The sequence below is a fragment of the Paenibacillus planticolens genome (genome assembly GCF_013141725.1).
Taxonomy (GTDB): Bacteria; Bacillota; Bacilli; order Paenibacillales; family NBRC-103111; genus Paenibacillus_E; species Paenibacillus_E planticolens.
Map to the genome: position 1 here is coordinate 262,062 of NZ_WHNZ01000039.1, position 16,305 is coordinate 278,366.

Sequence of the window (16,305 nt, forward strand, 5' to 3'; positions counted from 1 at the left end):
TTTCCCCCTTGCTGCATCAGCGTTTTGCGGTCATAATCAGAGAAAATGATTATCCGCCGGTCAGATGATTATTGATCTAAACGCAAGACTTGTCTAAAATACATAGATAGTCAGCAATGACCATCCTGGAATAAGGTGTTGGATGCGATGCCCAATTTAAGTTTCCTTAGCAAAATGACCATGTTCGGGTTCTTGCTCAGCACGCTCCCGGTAATTTTCATCGGCGCTTTTGCCTTCATGACCTCGTCGAGCGAGATCCAGAAAAATGTCAACGAAGGTAAAATGCAGCTGATCACTCAAATCAATTCCAATGTAGAGCAGAAATTAACGACTGTCAACCATACACTTAATCAGGTCATTAATTCCACCGTGCTCAAAAAAGCGATGGATATGCCGCTAACTGTAAACGATTTCATGATGTACGACGATCTGCGCAGCGAGATTCGGTACATGCAATCTTTTGACACGAAGCTGGAAGATGTCATCTTGATCAATGCCCGCCAGAACTGGATGATTAAGAACTCGGGGCTGTATCGTTTTGACAGCTACCCTTTTTACGATAAATTTCTGAACCTGATGAACACGCAGGAGAACAGCACGTGGGTAATGAATCCGTCGAAGTGGTTTTTTACCGAGGAAAATGCGCGGAGTGTGGCCTGTGATTACAGTATTTCGCTGGTCAAAAAGCTGCCAACCACCGGCCTGGAGAAATACGGTTTGGCAGTTGCGAATATTCCTGCCTGTTCCCTGCAGGATTTGATTCAGAACGATACCAAGCTCGATGACATCCTGATTATGGACGAGCACAAACGGATTCTGATGCATCCGGATGCCAGTCTGATCGGCAAACCTATTGCGGAGTCCGGCCTTACGGATCTAAGCCAGCTTGATGCGCCTACGGGTCAATTCACGGCGGATATCAACGAGAAGCGCTATTCCGTAAGTTATTTGCACTCAAACTTGAATAATTGGACCTATTTATCTTTGACCTCCATTGACAGCTTAACCAAGGAATCGCGCAAAATCGGAATCTACACCATCTACATCTGCATTCTGATGCTGCTCATCTCCATGCTGCTCGCTTGGCTTGGTTCGCGTAAGATGTACTCGCCGATCCAGCTCCTGCTCAACCAAATCGGGGGCCTCGTTACCGTGAACCAGAAGCGGAAGGCCAACGAGTTCCAGATGATCAGCGAGCATGTCCATACGTTGTTCCAATCGAAGTCCCAGCTGGAAAGAGAGGTTCACCAGCATATCGGCCAAGTGCGGACGTTCTTCTTAATCAAAGCTTTTCAAGGGCACATTAAAGTGAGCGAACTGCCTGAGAAATTAGCCCAGTTTGGCTATACCCAACAGATTGAAGAGTGGAAAACCATGTCCGTCATTACGCTGCAGATCGACTCTATCGACAATACGCGTTATGAGAAGAGAGATTTGGAGCTGCTGCTTTTCGCGGCGCACAACATGATTGAGGAGCTCATTCCTTCGGAACAGCGGCTCACGCCTGTCATTATCGATCAGACGGTGGTTACCTTGATTGGAAGCCCGGATAGCGAAGCTGCCGCTTTTCGCAATACCGTCTATGCCTTAACGGAGCAGATGCAGCAGCACATCTTCAGCTATCTGAATCTGCATGTCAGCATCGGAATGAGTCTTCCCATCCATGCTTTCTCGCAAATGTCGATTGCCTACAAAGAAGGACTGGAGGCGTTGAAGCATCGCATCAAGCTCGGCGAAGGCATCATCATTCAGTACGAAAATATTAACTCGGGCAAGCATTTCTTGAATCTGAACTACCCGAAACCGCTCGAAAATGAATTAATGGACGCGATTAAGCTCGCTGAAAAGGATAAATCCAAAGAGCTGCTGCGGCAGCTGCTGCAAGCCGTATTTGCCGCACCGCTCTCGCCGCAGGAATATCAGATTCCGCTGGCGCGGCTGCTCAACAACCTGCTGATGGTGATGCAGGAGTCCGGGATCTCCTTGAATCAGATTCACCCTAACAAAGGCTCGCTCTTCGAGGAGCTTCTGGATCTGCATATGACGGCGGAAATCGAAGACTGGTTCTGGACAGAGGTCATTCACCCGCTGATCCGCATCTACCGCGACCGGCAGGATGCCCAGTACCACAATATTTCGGAAAAAATTATCGATCTCGTGCAAAAATATTACGATACCGACCTGACGCTGGAGGAATGCGCTTCCAGACTGCATTACAATGCGAATTATTTGAGCAGCATTTTCCGTAAGGAGACGAACTGCTCCTTCAGCGATTACTTATCGGCCTACCGGTTCAACATGGCCAAAAAATGGCTGTCGGAAACCGATTTGCCGATCAAGGATATCTCCTCCAAGCTGCGCTATAACAATTCGCAGAATTTCATCCGGTCCTTCCGCAAACAGGAGGGAATTACACCGGGGCAATATCGCGATAAGCAAAAAGAGGGCGGAGCTCCGAATCTTTGATCTTCAAAGGCGGCATGTAACGGATGCCAAAAGCCTCCGTAGCCACCAAGCAATTGTTGGTGGCTACGGAGGCTTTTGCCCCTTCGTTAAACGATGTAAGCAGAAGGCCTGTTCGGCATTCTACTCGCTTGGATCTACTGCTGCCTTCAACGCGGCACGATTGTTCCATAAGAAGGAAAGCACGCTGTTGCGCTCTTCAAAAAACGCTTCATTTTCATCCAAATAATCTTTGCCCCGCCCATGTACGCTGAAACGGTCATCGTTATAGTTCATCAGCGTCCATTGCCCCCCGCGCTTGTTATCAGCGAATACAAGGTATAATTTCTGGCCCGAAGGATCCCACTTCGCATACGACGAAAAGTTGTCCAAAATCAGGCCAATGTCATCCTTCTTCTTAATTTGCATGATCTTATCTCCTTTTCCTTTTCATTCAGGCATATTTAGTAGAACAGGAACATAGTAAACGAGAATGAATGAAAATGTTGTCGGACTGTGTGAACGGGTCATGGGAACCTTTGTCGAATTGCGATTTTCTTGGCCTTTCATTTCATCATGCAGCATGCCTGTAAAAGCGAGAAAAAGCCCGAGGATATCAGGTCCTCAGGCTCTTTTGGCATTGTCGGGTACAGAAATATCTGGAGTTTCTCCATGTAATCTTAACAATTATTCAGACCATCTATATTAGGAAGAGTCCGCTTATGGTCTGGGGGCTGTCGTCCGTTCTCCGTGATGAGCGGTCGGCTGAATGCGGCCTATGGCCTAAATCCCTGCCGCCGCGTACACCTTATCAAAGCTCGCTTTGGAGCGCTGGGCCAAGCTCTCCGGGGAATCCGCCGGAGGCGCAGCCGTCAAAATCTCCTGCGAAACAGCGCCTTGATAGCCGATCCGCGCCAAACCTTGCAGGAAGCCGGCCAAGTCGATAACGCCTTCGCCCGGATACACACGCCCGTTATCCAGCACCTCCTCCACCGGCACATCCGGTGCGTCGTTGATGTGGACGTGGACGATCTGCTCGGGGCGAAGCTTCTCAATGTCGGCCACCGTTAACCCGTTCGTGTACCAGTGGTACGCGTCGAACAGCAGGCCGACATTGCTCTCACCGATCGCATCGATCCAATCCAGCGTCTCTTCGAGCGTCCAGATGAACGGATGCTTCCAGCGCGTGCGCAGATGATGCGGCCCCACGAATTCCAAACCGAGGCGAATGCCGTAAGCGCCAAGGATTCGCGCGCATGTGCGCAATCTGCGCGTAGCCAGCGCCATGAAATGCGCCGCTTTCAAATCCGTCGATGGCAAAACGTACGTGCAGCAGCTCGTACAGCCAAGCGCTGCCGCCGCCTCGGCCGCTTGGGTCAGCTTCGGCAGATCGGCGAGGAACGTCTCTTCGCTCCCCCGCCATTCCACCGGCAGACCGATGGCGCCGATGACGAGGCCATGCTTGCCCAGCAGCTCGCGCGCTCCGTCTGTGCCGTGGCTCTCCACCAGGGCAAGCGCGTCGATATCGACGGCTTCGAAGCCGTATTTTGCCGCTAACTCGATGAACTGCTCATTGCTTTCCAGCTTGCCAAGCCCTGCTCCCGTTAACCCTCTAAGCATCGTGATCCCTCCTGAATTAGATGTCCCAGTTTAGTTTGACTTCATTCCCTGTCCGGGAAGATTCATAGATTGCATCCAAAATTAAATTATTCGTATAGCCGGATAATGCGGAAGTAATGGGCTGTTTGCCGTCCCGAATACAATCCAGGAAATGTCTGCTTAGACGCAGGCGCTCGCCCTCATCATTCTCAGGCTTTTTCAAATCCGTCTCAATGGCCCGATTGAACTTCTCTGTCAGCAGTTTGCCGGATGCTCCTTTATAGCTCGCTCCGCCTTCGGAACCCATCAGATGAATGAACGGCGTGTTGTCCGTATCCATATGAACAGCCCAGCTCACTTCCAGCGTTAACGTACTGCCGTCTTCCATACGAATGAGAGCCGTAGCCAAATCTTCCACATCGTAAGTGCCGTTCCAGTTCGGCGTCCCCCATGTGCCAATCCCCTTCTTGCGGGGACCGAATTCCGCATAAGTAGCGCCAAAGACAGAGACCGGCTTCGGATTGCCCATCAAATAAAGCGCGAGATCCAGCATGTGAACTCCAATATCAATCAAAGGGCCTCCGCCCGATTCGTTCATTTTCGTAAACCAAGTGCCCCAGCCCGGAATCCCTTTGCGGCGGAACCAGCCTGTTTTGGCCGTGTAGATTTTGCCGAGCTCGCCGGCTTCAACCTGCTCTTTGATCAGCTGCGGCACAGCTTCCCAGCGCATTTGGTGACCGATCATAACGGCTTTGTCCGATGCTTCGCTGGCTTTCAGAATTTGTTTGGCCGCTGCCGCATTGATGCCCATTGGCTTCTCGATCAGCACGTGCTTGCCGGCTTCAATGGCTTGAACAGCAAGCGAAGCATGATACTGGTTAGGCACGCCGATAATGACAGCGTCAACATATTCACTTTGGATAAGCTCTTCAGGGGTAGCGGCCACATTGGCAATGCCGTACTCTTGCGCTTTGGCTTCCGCCAAGGGCAAGTACGCGTCCGTAATAGCCGTAATTTCACAGGATTCCGCCAATTTCAAAAACTCGCGTATATGCACGCCGCCGATATTGCCAGCACCGATAATACCTATTCTGATTTTGTTATCGCTTCCCACAACGTGTTCCTCCTTCATAAGTGCATCTTGCACGACCCGCTTTTATGATAAAATAAATACAGCAGAAAAACGCACCTATATTTCGGAAAACGTCCCATTTCTTCGAAGGAGACCACCTTATTATGACGTACTTTCCCGACTATTTGAAAACGTATCCAAATATGCACTCGTCCTTCCCTTTTCACATCAGCAAAAATACCCTTGAACACGGCTTCAGGGCGCATCGCCACGATTTCCTGGAATTATCATATGTCATTGAAGGCACCGGCTCGGAGAGCATCAATGATGTGAATCACGAGATGCGGACCGGCACGTTCACGTTCGTGCTTCCCTATCAAGTGCATGAAATTTTTACGGATCCGGGACAAAAGCTGGTTCTGTACAACTGCATGTTCAGCATGGATCTGTTAATGGAATCAGGGAACGATCCCGGACTGTCAGGACTGCTGGGCGAGATGACCGCCATGCCGGCTTATATCCAGCTGCAGGGGCACGACCAACAGACGATGCTCGCTCTCCTTGAGGAGATGTATCAGGAATACAATGGCACCGAACGCTACAGGCAGACGCTCCTAAAAGGCAAACTAAAGGAAATTCTCATCCGGTTCGACCGCCATCGTTGGAAGCAAAGTGAACAAGGAGCCCCCTTCGCAGCAGCAACAACAGCAGAATCCCTCCCGTTTCACGGGGCGAAGACGAGCCACGCGGTTTGGCCCATCATACATTACATTCACCGCAACTATCAGGAAGAGCTTGCTTTATCCGACCTCGCTTCGCAGTTCTCCATGAGCGCTTCCCGCATCTCCGAGGTGATTAAGCAGACGACTGGACAAACCTTCGTTCATTTCCTGCATGATTTGCGTCTGCGCCATGCCTGCAGCCTGTTGGTGTCCACCGACATGAGCGTAACGGAAATTGCGCATGAGGTCGGCTACGGCTCGTACAAAACGTTTTCCCGCATTTTCCGGGAAAGCAAAGGCATCGTACCGAAGGATTACCGCAAAGCGGAGCATCATCGCCGGGTGACATGAGAGGGCTGCCCTTAAGTTTGAACGGAGTGGGAACTAGGGTCCGCTAATTTCCGCGAAATGCACCATTCCTCCAGTCGAAAGGGAACTACAGGCCTCTATTTCACTGTTTCCAAGCCATTTGATGGCTTTGCATGCGAAATAAGACCCTGTAGTTCCGATTTTAGCCTGCAATCGGCCCATTTTGCCGAAATAGCGGACTGTAGGTTCCCTTTCGCACACAGGTCCTTCCATCTTGAGACGCACCGCTTTCACTGGAGAGTCCGCAAGGTTTAAAATCTCCTGCGGAACGAAGGCGTGGTTGTAAGCATGTAGAAGCGCGTACGCATCAGCTTGGCGCTCTATGTTGCACTTTGTGCAGTATAGAGTGGGCATAATGCGGCAAAAGCTCACTCTCGTTGTACAAAGTACAATCATTTCGCTAGATTTGCGCTGAAAACTAGCTTTTGAGGAAAAATGATTGCACTTAGTGCAATATAGCTGCCGGAGAAGCCAAAATAGGCTGAAATGGTTGTACATAGTGCAATATAGCTATGTTAGTCAAAGTGAAGAGAGTGATAATGCACAAATACCAAGGTGAGCTGAAAGTGCTGTTGTAGCAGGAAGAGTCTCGTGTGTTTCACCATGCGGGAAAGTAGCACCAGAGTATATGGAAATTGGGTTCAGTGTAAATCGTACCGGAGCTGGGCTCAGGTCAAGTTGCGGGGCCAGGAGGCTGCCGCAGCAAGTTCCGCGCCCGTCCATTTGCCCATGCTCACGGCGCAAGTCCGCCTCATGCGGACCAGCTGCAGTCCCCCAAATAACCCGCCCAGCTTCCGGCAATACTACTCTAGTCCCTTCCAGCTCCTCCACTTCCTTCTCTCTGCAACTATACATTCCTTGACAGGAATATTCCCGATAGAGTATATTAAATGCATGAGCTCGACTATGAGCTCTCCCGCAGTAAATCTATCGCTGGTCGCCTATTTCAACGTGGAAGAGAAGCCCGTTTTGCTTTTGAATCGCAGCACCTTATTATTCCAAATTATGGAGGTATTCACCCATGTCCGAAACTACAAACGCCAATCAGTTAGTCATTACCCGCACGTTCAATGCTCCCCGCGAGCTCGTCTTCAAATGCTGGACGGAGCCTGAGCACCTCCTGAACTGGTGGGGGCCTGCCGGAATGAATTTGGAAGTCGCTTCCTTGGACCTTCGTCCCGGCGGCGTGTTTCACTACAGCATGAAATCTCCTGAAGGGTTCCAAATGTGGGGGAAATTTGTTTATGGCGAAATTACACCTCCGGAAAAACTTGTTTTCACGAACTCGTTCTCCGATGAGGAAGCCAACACGGTACGCGCCCCATTCAGCCCTGTTTTCCCGCTTGAAATTATGAATACTCTAACGTTCGAAGAGCAAGACGGCAAAACGGTTCTTACGATGCGCGGAGGCCCGGTGAACCCAACCGAAGAAGAGGCCGCATTCTTCGCTTCCATGGCAGAAAGCATGCAGCAAGGTTTCGGCGGCACGTTCGGACAACTCGACGAATACTTGGCGAAACTCGCCTAACCCCTATGCACCGGCTCGATCTGAGCCGGTGTTTTTTTCTGCCCTCACCGAAGAATGCCCGCCGGACGTCACAAAAAAGGCCTGTTCATCCGAAATATATTAGGAAGCCGAACAAGTTTCGGCAGCATTCGACTGAACTTAAAGGAGACTACTCTATGTTTCGCCATAAAATGAAGTCCGGCGCCGCTCTTCTGCTGACGGCTGCTCTTTTCGCGGGGGGGACGCCGGCATCCGCCCTCTATTCCCCTTCCGTTAACGCTGTAACGAAGCAGGTCACCGCTCAAGGGAAAACCTTCAGCGTCAGCACCGTCACGGTCGACTTGACCGACCCGACACTGGAGCTTGCTCCCGCTTTAGCTGACGGAGGAATCGGTCATGACGCTCCACTACAGGCTATCGCGGAACGCGAAGGAGCGGTTGCCGCGATTAACGGCACGTTTTTCAACGCGTATGAGTCCGACCCGTACTCCCGCTACCCGAATGGCACACTGCTGCAAGCCGGTGAAGCTATGCATTCAGGGGAAAACCAGACTTTTATTTTGAATCGGGATAAAGTTCCGGGTATTCAATTCGTGGATCTCGACATCGCCGTGCGCGTCAGTGAAGGTTCAGGCACTTATACCATCAACCCCTGGGGAGTTAACAAATATTACGGAGAAGGCAGCACCGACCAGATCGTCTGGTACACGCCGGATTTTGGCCGCTGGATTGGGTTCCCTAACGGCACAAAAGTCGTCATTGAAGGCGGGCTCATCACGCGAATCACGAACGATTCCGTCCAGGTTCCTGCCGGCGGTTACGTCTTGTTTGTCGGAAACAGCGCCAACAACCGGCAGTACGTCCTGCCGAATCTGGACGTCGGCGACAGAGTCACCAAGGAGCTGATGGCCAAAGGGGAAGGCGGCAGCTCCCTGAACGCCTTGTCGTGGCTGGCGGCCATCGGGGCCGGACCGAAGCTGGTCACTAGCGGCTCCGTTGATCTCAACGTCAACCGAGACGGCTTCTCCGACCCGAAGGTGACGCAATCTTCCGCGGCGCGAAGCTTCATCGGCATCGACGGGTCCGACCGTCTCGTGATGGGAACCGTGCCGAGTGCAACGCTTTCCCAGCTCGCCGCCATCGCCGTTCAGCTTGGGCTGAAGGAAGCGATGAACATGGACGGCGGGTCCAGCTCCGGGCTGTATGCCAACGGCAGCATGCTGACCTACCCCGGCCGCGAGCTGAGCAATGCACTCGTCGTGCGCAAGCTGGACAAGCCGAAGGTGCAAATCGACATCAACGGGCAGCCGGTGTATGACTACAGCGGCTTTATCGTCAAGGAGACGACCGTTGTTCCGATTCGCCCCTTCATCACGGCGATGAATGCCGGTTTTCAGTGGGATGCCGCAACGCGGACGGCGACCATCACGAACGCCGGAGTCACGATGAAGCTGAAAGATGGCAGCTCCACAGCAACGGTGAACGGGAAATCCGTCGCCGTGCCCGTGCCGCTGCAAATTATGGAGGACAGCCGCATGTATGTTCCGCTCCGCCTCGTAGCGGAATCGCTAAACAGCAAAGTGGACTGGAACAGCCGCTTGTACCGGGCGTCCGTCCGCCTGCCTTAATGCGCAAGGATGCGAAAACAAAGACCTGGGACGCAGTCTCGGGTCTTTGTTTTTCATCCCATAACGCTTATAATAAAACGAGAAAAAGTTTAAAAGAAAAGGTGTCATTTCATGAGCATATTAAACGTAGAAAGATTAAGCCACGGCTTTGGAGACCGCGCCATCTTCAACGACGTCTCGTTCCGCCTGCTCAAAGGGGAGCACATCGGACTCATCGGCGCAAACGGCGAAGGCAAATCGACCTTCATGAACATCATTACGGGCAAGCTTCAGCCCGACGACGGGAAGGTTGAATGGTCCAAGCGCATGCGCGTTGGCTACCTGGATCAACATGCTGTGCTAAGCAAGGGCATGTCGATCCGCGACGTCCTGAAAGGAGCTTTCCAATATCTGTTCGACATGGAACAGGAAATGAACGATATGTACGGCCGAATGGGCGACGTGACGCCGGAAGAGCTCGAACAGATGCTGGAGGACGTCGGCACGATTCAGGATACTTTGACGAATCAAGATTTTTACATGATCGATGCCAAAATCGAAGAAACCGCCCGCGGGCTGGGTCTTACCGATATCGGCCTGGATAAGGATGTCAACGATTTAAGCGGCGGACAGCGTACGAAAGTATTGCTGGCGAAATTGCTGCTCGAAAAGCCGGACATTTTGCTCCTCGATGAGCCTACCAACTATTTGGATGAGCAGCACATCGAATGGCTGAAGCGTTACCTGCAGGAATACGAGAATGCCTTCATTCTGATTTCTCATGACATCCCATTCTTAAACAGCGTCATCAACCTGATCTACCACATGGAAAATCAGGCGTTAAACCGCTACGTCGGGGACTATAATCATTTCCAACAAGTCCACGAAATGAAAAAGCAGCAGCTGGAATCCGCGTATAAGCGCCAACAACAGGAAATTTCCGAGCTGAAGGACTTTGTCGCCCGTAACAAAGCAAGCGTTGCGACACGGAACATGGCGATGTCCAGACAGAAAAAACTCGACAAAATGGACGTCATCGAGCTGGCGAGGGAGAAACCGAAGCCACAGTTCAATTTCAAAGAAGGCCGTACATCAGGCAAGCTGATTTTCGAAACGACCGATCTCGTCATCGGCTACGACTCACCGTTATCCAGACCTCTGAACCTGCGTATGGAACGCGGACAGAAGATTGCTCTTGTCGGTGCGAACGGTATCGGGAAAACGACGTTGCTGCGGAGTATTTTAGGCGAAATCACGCCCGTATCCGGGTCTGTTCAAAAAGGAGACAACCAGCAAATCGGCTACTTCCAGCAGGAAATCAAAGATTCCAACAACAACACCTGCATCGAGGAAGTGTGGAATGAGTTCCCTTCGTTCACACAATTCGAAGTGCGCGCGGCGTTAGCCAAATGCGGCCTCACCACGAAGCACATCGAGAGCAAAGTTGTTGTGCTGAGCGGCGGCGAGAAGGCGAAAGTTCGCCTCTGCAAGCTGATCAACCGCGAAACGAACCTGCTCGTGCTCGATGAGCCGACCAACCACTTGGATGTGGATGCCAAGGACGAGCTCAAGCGTGCGCTTCAGGCATATAAAGGCAGCATCCTGCTCATTTCCCACGAACCGGACTTCTATCGCGATGTCGTGACGGAAACGTGGAATTGCGAGTCCTGGACAACGAAAGTGTTCTAATCATAGGAAGAGGGCCTCTTCGAGTAGATTACTCTGCTTGAGGATGCCCTCTTTTTTACCGTCATCTCCGCCAAGCATCCGACTTGCTTTCAAATGATACGAAGTGTATCATTATCATGAGATTATCCTTACCGCTCTTACTCATGATTGAAAGCGAGGACGCCCATGCCTGTCGTTCGCCATTTCCTCCAAAGTAAAATGCTCGTTTGGCTGTTCATCTTATGCCTGAGCGACGCCCTATTTACCGACATCGGCCTGCGTCTGTCCTTCATTGAAGAGATGAACCCTCTGATACGAAGTGTATACGAGTGGCATGTGTTTGCGTATTATTGCCTAAAACTCGTCCTCCCTCTGCTGCTCATGGCCTTCTACCCCTATATCCGTAAACGAGCTTGGGTCAAGCCCTGCCTCTCCTTCACGGTCATCATCTATGGAGCCGTCAATGTAGTTCACTTCATCTGGCTGTCGTATGGATTGAAATACTTTGCGAACAGCTAGCCGTTAAATTTCCAACCCCCACTCACACGTCAGCTGAGACGTCGCAATAAAAAAAGAGCCTTGCCTGAACGCAAGCTCAGCATGGCTCTTACTTATAGCAAACCTCAAAATCTTTCACATGCACTGCGGTACCTGCAATCTTAATGCCCCATGCGTCCTGGAGCGTGTCGACAAATACGCTGACTCGGCCGTCTCTTCCGATCTCATGACCTTGCTCCCTACAAATCCTTCACAATTTGATCAATCTCAAACTGCACGCGCATGATCCCTTCCTTGCACGCATCCAGTTTGATCTCCTGTTCCATCACCTTCTCAAGCCCCTGAACGGCCGCTAACAACGATTCCGCGTAGAAATTGGCCGCCACACCTTTCAGCGTATGCACCATGCGGCGGGCCACGGCATCTTCCTGATGGATGATAGAGGGCAACAGCAGCTCCGCGAAAGAAGCGTAATCCAGCTTAAACTTCTCGATCATGTATTGAAAAATGTGGATTTTTTGATCGATATTCCGCAGCACTCGTTCAACATCCATCCCCTTAATGTGCAGCAGCCATTGCAAATCCTGCCACTTCTCCAGCGTGTCCGACAACTGTTTCTCATTCACCGGTTTGACCAATATACCATTGAGACCCAGCTTCAGCATATGCATCCGATCCTTCACGAATCCGTTCGCTGTAAGCGCAATAATTGGAACTCGCTGCATCGGCTTCAACTGCCGCAGCTTCTGAGTTGCCTCGTAGCCATCCATCTCCGGCATATGAATATCCATCAGAATAAGCTTCCACGGCCTTAGGCCGGCACGTTCCAGAACTTCATGGCCATTCTGCGCAATAACGACATCGTAGCCCAATTGTTGCAGAAGCTGCGTGATCACCAACTGATTGATTTCATTGTCCTCGGCAACTAAGATGTCCCCTTTGGACTGCGAATGCGATCGCTCCGCTAATGCCGCTTCACCGGCGCCCCTCTCGGACCATGGCTTCAGCCCATTCAAGGTCTGCAAAACTTTGCGAAGCGACAGCCTGCTTACCGGTTTTACAAGGACGGCATCCGCTTTCAACGCTGCAGGAAGCTCGCACATCTCTTCTCTGCCTTCCAGCGTCGTGAGCGCGATCACGTGGGTCTGGGAACGATCCACCGCATTCAGCACACGCTGCCAGATGGCTTGATGCTGCATAGGGTCCATTTGCATATCCAGAAAAATATGTCCGAAAGCAGATTCCCCCGGCTCCTTGTCTCTTTGTTCCAACACGGTTAACAGTTCGGATACTGTTGAAACCATACTCGCCTGCAGTTGAAATGAGCCTAGAAGATCCGATGCATGCTGCGCTGCAAGCGGATGATCCTCAGCTACCAGCACCCGGCTTTTCCCTTGAAGCAATACCTGTTGCTCGCAATACGCCCGGAGTTCTTCTTCCGCCAGCCGGTTAAGCCCGAACAGCAGGCTAAAGTAAAAACGGCTGCCTTCCCCGAGCACGGTTTCAACCTGGAGCACGCCCCCCATGGACTGCACCAAATGCTGGCAGATGACGAGCCCTAGCCCTGTACCGCCGTACCTTCGGCTTGTCGATGTATCCGCCTGCGAGAATGGCCGGAATAGCTGCGACAACTGTTCCTTAGAGATGCCGATCCCGGTGTCCTCCACCGCAAAAGAAATAATGACGCCTTCCTCCGCATATTCCTCAAGCTGCACTTGTATCCGTATGTGCCCGTGCTCCGTAAATTTGATCGCATTATTGGATAAATTGATCAATACTTGCTCTAATCGAAAGGAGTCCCCGCTGACGATATCGGGCAAATCTTCGGACGTATCGAGCAAAATCTCGATGCGCTTATTCGCCAATGAGATGCTGGCCAGATCCGCGACCTTTTGGAGCGACTCCTCTAAGGAGAAATCAACCTTCTCCAAAACTAATTTTCCCGCTTCAATTTTCGAAAAATCCAATATATCGTTTATCGTCGTCAGCAAGACACTCGACGAAGCATCCATTTTGGTCAAGTAATCCTTCTGCAGCGCCGTCAATTCGGTTCGCTGCAGCAGAAGGGACAGCCCCATAATACCGTTAAGCGGCGTTCGGATTTCGTGACTCATCCTTGCCAGGAATTGACTCTTCGCGCGGTTGGATTCGTCCGCTTCCTCCCGCTTTTTCAGATCCGTGATATCGTGTACCGTGCCGGTCACTCCGATGATTTCCGTTTTTCTCTCATTGAACAAGGGAGACAACGTGACATTATACGCATGCTCGGCATCGTCTGGCAGCAAGAAATTAACGGCGAATTGCTGCGTCTTCCCGTTAATAATCGATTGCGTGAACGCCCGCTCCCATTTCGTAGGATCGTCCATCTGAATGACATCGGTCAACTGCTTTCCTTTTACTTGTTCAGGCGTAAGCTGATAAGTTTGGTACATTTTGTAGTTAGCAGAGGCAATGCTTCCATCCAGTCGAAATTTGAAAATAAAATCCTCCGAATTCTCCACCAAGGTCCGGAACTGCTCATCCCGCACTCTTGCCCTCATCTGGGCAGCACGGTGCTCAGACACATCTACCGCAGATCCGATTACTTCACTAACCGCGCCAAATTTGTAAATAGGCTGCAAGGTAACGAGGATCGTATAGCCTTTGCAATCATATTCATAAGTGACTCGTTCCCCCTTCCAAGCCTGTTCATAATATGGCTGCAGAAAATTCAGGGAATTATCGCCGAACAAACCGATTTCATGCGTTTTTTTTCCAATAAACTGACCCGGTCTCAGTCCCAGCTGATAGAGCAACTGGCCTTCAATCAATATGTATACAAATTGCTCCCTGTGCTTATGAAATTTGAACGTAAATCCCGGCTGAAAGCGCAGCATATCAATGAGCTCCTGCTCCACCTCCCGAATCTGCAGCTTAAACTCCCGGGCGCGAATCAGATAGCGAAGAATGCAGGCCACAATCACCATACACACCATTTGGTAACAGAGATATGTCCATATCATTTGCAGCGGTATTCGATACACGAGCCAGGTCGTCCCGTAATAGCATGCAAATAAAAAAATTCCGCCAAATAACCATTTAGACCAATAGAAGCGCATTTTAGCAAAAATAAACCCGGTGCCTAGGACAGCAGCCAGCCCAATGAACAGCATCGGCAACGGGGTGGAGCTATCCGTGATGAATCGCCATCCCCATAGAATGGCTAATGTAATCAGCATGGCGGGGAATCCGCCCAAATAAGCGGCAAGCATAAAACCTATGCCACGGAAATTAAGACTGAACTGGTCATCGACAGTGACGCCAAAGTTAATAAGGATCACAACCAGGATGCCGTGTGAGAGACCTACGAAAACCTTGTAATACCACGTCGGGCTCTGATCCAATTTCGTCATAATGAAAAATTGTTCAACGAATAACACAAACACCGTAATTATCGTAAAATTGGTAATCAAATCGCGCAGCAGAACAATCACCAGCCTATACTTAAATAGCTACCCTGTCCGTTTATTTCTCGTATCCAGCAGCATCTCCGCAACGCTCTCAGCCTGAACCGGTTTGCTGAAATAATAGCCCTGCACAAATCGGCAGCCGCAATCCCTTAGCACTTGAAGCTCCTCTTCGGTCTCCAGTCCTTCAGCCACAACGAGCAGGTTCAAGTTTTTAGCCATTGTAATCACGGTGTTCACGATAGCGGCATTCACTTCCTGATGTTTCAAACCCTTAATAAAGGACTGATCTATCTTCAACTTGTCTATAGGAAAATCCTTCAAGAAACCCAATGAACTATATCCGGTTCCAAAATCATCCATCGCGACGCGAACGCCTAGCTTTTTCAACTGACTGAGCACGTCTGCGGCCAGATTGACCTCCATACTCATACTCTCGGTTATTTCTAGTTCCAAATACTTCGGCTGCAAGCCTGTTTCTTTTAAAATCTTCTGAATCATCGCACTAAGTCCGCTATCGTTGAACTGTCGTCTGGAAAGATTAACGGCCATAAATAAGCAGGGAAGACCGGCTTCCTGCCATTTCATATTTTGCACGCACGCCTCTCTCAGCACCCATTCGCCGATCTCATGAATCAAGCCGCTTTCTTCCGCTACAGGAATAAAATCACCGGGCGGCACCTGCCCCAAAGTCGCATTATGCCAACGGATTAAGCTCTCCAGCCCAACGACGCTATTCGTATGCACGTCCACGACAGGTTGATAAACGAGATGAAACTCCTTATTCGCAATCGCTTTACGCAAATGAAATTCGATGTCCATTCTTCTTTGAAACTGGTCGTGCTTCCCCTGAAGGGAGGCGGAGAGCGCAGCTTCCATGATTCCTGCCGTTTTGAGGGGGGATTCATAGACGCCTTGAATGCCGTTTAATACGGCCAATTTACAGCGTTCCAGGAAATACGAGATCACACTGTCATGTGACGTATGCCCGGAGAGCATTTCTTTATGATAATAATCCGCAGCGCCAATCCGCATAGCCTGGATGGTCCGCATGGCGCCTTCGGATGTTTGCGTACTAAGCACTACGATCGGAATGGGATGACGATTCATAATGAGCTGAAGCGCTTTAATCCCTGCCGGCATCGCTAAATCGATGATCGCCAAATCCGGTCTCTCTTCGAGCATGCAATTTAATGCGGCATTTCCATGCTTCGCCGTTCCTGTGATGACGAACTGTTCATCTTTTTGAAAGATCGTGTCCAGCAGTTCCTTTAGTTCATTAGAATCACTTACAATCAGGACTCCACACCTATTCATAAGACCCATTTACTTACACCTCCTACAAGCCATTTTCACAATTAGCCGTATTACCCCT

Annotated in this window: 11 protein-coding genes; 6 read left to right on the forward strand and 5 right to left on the reverse strand. The window is 50.6% G+C overall.

What is annotated here, in order from left to right; genetic code table 11:
- The first annotated feature begins 147 nt into the window (after window positions 1-147).
- Window positions 148-2,466, forward strand: coding sequence for a helix-turn-helix domain-containing protein (locus GC097_RS17290; RefSeq protein ID WP_171684541.1), 2,319 nt, complete (start codon window positions 148-150; stop codon window positions 2,464-2,466).
- 120 nt (window positions 2,467-2,586) lie between these two features.
- Here the strand turns inward: GC097_RS17290 and GC097_RS17295 are convergent, their stop codons facing one another.
- From GC097_RS17295 to GC097_RS17305, 3 genes are all read right to left on the reverse strand, one after another.
- Complete coding sequence (locus GC097_RS17295; protein ID WP_171684542.1) at window positions 2,587-2,871, reverse strand: hypothetical protein; 285 nt, start codon at window positions 2,869-2,871, stop codon at window positions 2,587-2,589.
- A 354-nt stretch (window positions 2,872-3,225) separates the two neighbouring features.
- Complete coding sequence (locus GC097_RS17300) at window positions 3,226-4,062, reverse strand: sugar phosphate isomerase/epimerase family protein (protein ID WP_171684543.1); 837 nt, start codon at window positions 4,060-4,062, stop codon at window positions 3,226-3,228.
- A gap of 16 nt (window positions 4,063-4,078) precedes the next feature.
- Complete coding sequence (locus GC097_RS17305; RefSeq protein WP_171684544.1) at window positions 4,079-5,155, reverse strand: Gfo/Idh/MocA family protein; 1,077 nt, start codon at window positions 5,153-5,155, stop codon at window positions 4,079-4,081.
- A 122-nt stretch (window positions 5,156-5,277) separates the two neighbouring features.
- On the opposite strand from GC097_RS17305, the gene GC097_RS17310 reads away from it, so the two are divergent.
- The 5 genes from GC097_RS17310 to GC097_RS17330 all read left to right on the forward strand — a co-directional run bounded on the left by GC097_RS17310 (window position 5,278) and on the right by GC097_RS17330 (window position 11,505).
- The gene (locus tag GC097_RS17310) at window positions 5,278-6,186 is read left to right on the forward strand and encodes an AraC family transcriptional regulator (protein WP_171684545.1); all 909 of its coding nucleotides are present in this window, start codon (window positions 5,278-5,280) and stop codon (window positions 6,184-6,186) included.
- Window positions 6,187-7,225: 1,039 nt separating this feature from the next.
- A complete protein-coding gene (locus GC097_RS17315) occupies window positions 7,226-7,732 on the forward strand; it encodes an SRPBCC family protein (RefSeq protein ID WP_171684546.1) in 507 nt (168 codons plus the stop codon).
- A gap of 155 nt (window positions 7,733-7,887) precedes the next feature.
- A complete protein-coding gene (locus GC097_RS17320; protein ID WP_171684547.1) occupies window positions 7,888-9,339 on the forward strand; it encodes a stalk domain-containing protein in 1,452 nt (483 codons plus the stop codon).
- A gap of 111 nt (window positions 9,340-9,450) precedes the next feature.
- Window positions 9,451-11,007, forward strand: coding sequence for an ABC-F family ATP-binding cassette domain-containing protein (locus GC097_RS17325; RefSeq protein WP_171684548.1), 1,557 nt, complete (start codon window positions 9,451-9,453; stop codon window positions 11,005-11,007).
- A gap of 165 nt (window positions 11,008-11,172) precedes the next feature.
- Window positions 11,173-11,505: a DUF5658 family protein gene (locus GC097_RS17330; RefSeq protein WP_171684549.1), complete on the forward strand. Its 333-nt coding sequence runs from the start codon at window positions 11,173-11,175 to the stop codon at window positions 11,503-11,505.
- A gap of 218 nt (window positions 11,506-11,723) precedes the next feature.
- Here the strand turns inward: GC097_RS17330 and GC097_RS17335 are convergent, their stop codons facing one another.
- Together GC097_RS17335 and GC097_RS17340 are read right to left on the reverse strand one after the other, a co-directional pair.
- A complete protein-coding gene (locus GC097_RS17335; protein WP_171684550.1) occupies window positions 11,724-14,957 on the reverse strand; it encodes a response regulator in 3,234 nt (1,077 codons plus the stop codon).
- An 18-nt stretch (window positions 14,958-14,975) separates the two neighbouring features.
- Window positions 14,976-16,256, reverse strand: a complete 1,281-nt coding sequence (locus tag GC097_RS17340) for an EAL domain-containing protein (protein ID WP_171684551.1) — start codon at window positions 16,254-16,256, stop codon at window positions 14,976-14,978.
- Window positions 16,257-16,305: the final 49 nt, after the last annotated feature.